This is a genomic window from Microcystis sp. LE19-195.1E (assembly GCF_027532095.1).
Taxonomy (GTDB): Bacteria; Cyanobacteriota; Cyanobacteriia; order Cyanobacteriales; family Microcystaceae; genus Microcystis; species Microcystis aeruginosa.
In genome coordinates, this window is sequence record NZ_JAPZSZ010000124.1 from 1 (window position 1) to 1544 (window position 1544).

The 1544-nt window shown below is 46.6% G+C and carries 1 pseudogene; it reads left to right on the forward strand.

Annotation, left to right across the window (positions count from 1 at the left end):
* Nucleotides 1–166 precede the first annotated feature (166 nt).
* Nucleotides 167–868: pseudogene (locus tag O9300_RS07415) on the forward strand (formylglycine-generating enzyme family protein); the annotation flags it as partial.
* Nucleotides 869–1544 lie beyond the last annotated feature (676 nt).

Here is a 1544-nt window from a genome sequence, read left to right on the forward strand (position 1 = left end):
GGTTCGATAGGGGGGCATAAATCGACTAAATCCTTATCTGGTAAGAGACTTAATTGATTAGTTCGCTCTAGATCAAAAACAATTGACAAAAATCGCTAAATGCCTTTCTATATAAGGGTTACATCCCTTATAACCCCCGTCCATTGCATAACACAAACCGAAGAGCCAAAAATTTGGTTGGGACGCACATAAAAGGGAAAGACCACAACACCTAGTCAAAGTCCCCGCTTTCTACATGAGTCAAACCCCGATTACCCAAGCTCAGTGGCAAGCTATCGCCGCAACCGCTAAAATAGACATAGACCTGAAGACAAACCCCTCTCGCTTCAAAGGGGATGAGCTACCCGTAGAAAAAGTCAACTGGTATGAAGCAACGGAATTCTGTAAACGACTATCAAGGAAAACAAAACGGGAGTATCGGCTACCGAGTGAGGCAGAATGGGAGTACGCCTGTAGAGCGGGGACAAAAACACCCTTTCATTTTGGGGAAACGATAACGGCGGATTTAGCTAACTATCGAGCTACTGAAACTTATGCCGATGAACCTACAGGAGAATATCGACAACAAACGACTCCCGTGGGACAATTTCCCCCAAACGCTTTTGGGCTATACGATATGCACGGCAATGTCTGGGAGTGGTGCGCCGATACCTGGCACCATAATTATGAGGGTGCGCCGACGGATGGCAGTGCTTGGACAACAAATTGGTTTGGTTTTAATGATGATGATGATCGTTATCAATTGCGGGGCGGTCCTTGGTGCGACAATCCAGATAGCTGCCGTTCCGCTTGCCGCGGCTTCTACAACCGCGCCTACGACTTCGACATCGGTTTTCGGGTGGTGTGCGGTGCTGGGAGGACTGTGTAACCGTTTTTCTCTTTTTTTCCCTTTTTTTCCCTCATTCCCTTTTCCGGAATTTTTTGGGGCAAGCTATAGAACAAGTGTATTAGTTTAGGAGTTATACTAAATCTGGTTATTAGGTGTCGATCCCCCCTGCTCCCCTTGATAAGGGGGGTGTCGATCCCCCCTGCCCCCCTTGATAAGGGGGGTGTCGATCCCCCCTGCCCCCCTTGGGGGGTGTCCATGAGTAGAAAACGGGTTTCTCGGAGAAACCCGTTTTCTGTGCTGAAAAAGTACGGGCGAAGCATTCGGATAGAAAATCTACGGTTTCAGCAATAGGTTATTGCCCGAATGCTTCGCCCCTACAGGATGCGGGCCGATGAAGACGCAGGGATAGGTTATACTAAATCCGGTTATTAAAGACTGATTATTTATTCCCCTTTTTGCCTTTTGCCTCTTGCATGAGTGCCTTATCTCAACAAGCAATTTAAATGCGCGGGCAGCTTACCTTTCGAGAAAAAATTTTTTTGTACAGGGAGTCCTTAAAATAGAAAGGGAAACACAAAACCAAGTTGCTGGTATTCTTCCTCTGGGCATGGTGGCGCAGTTTATAGAATTTAGCTGGAATTTATGAATCATTTTCTGCATTCTTTCACTGTTTTTCCTGATTCTGCCCGAAAATCTCGCTCTTACTCCCTGGGTA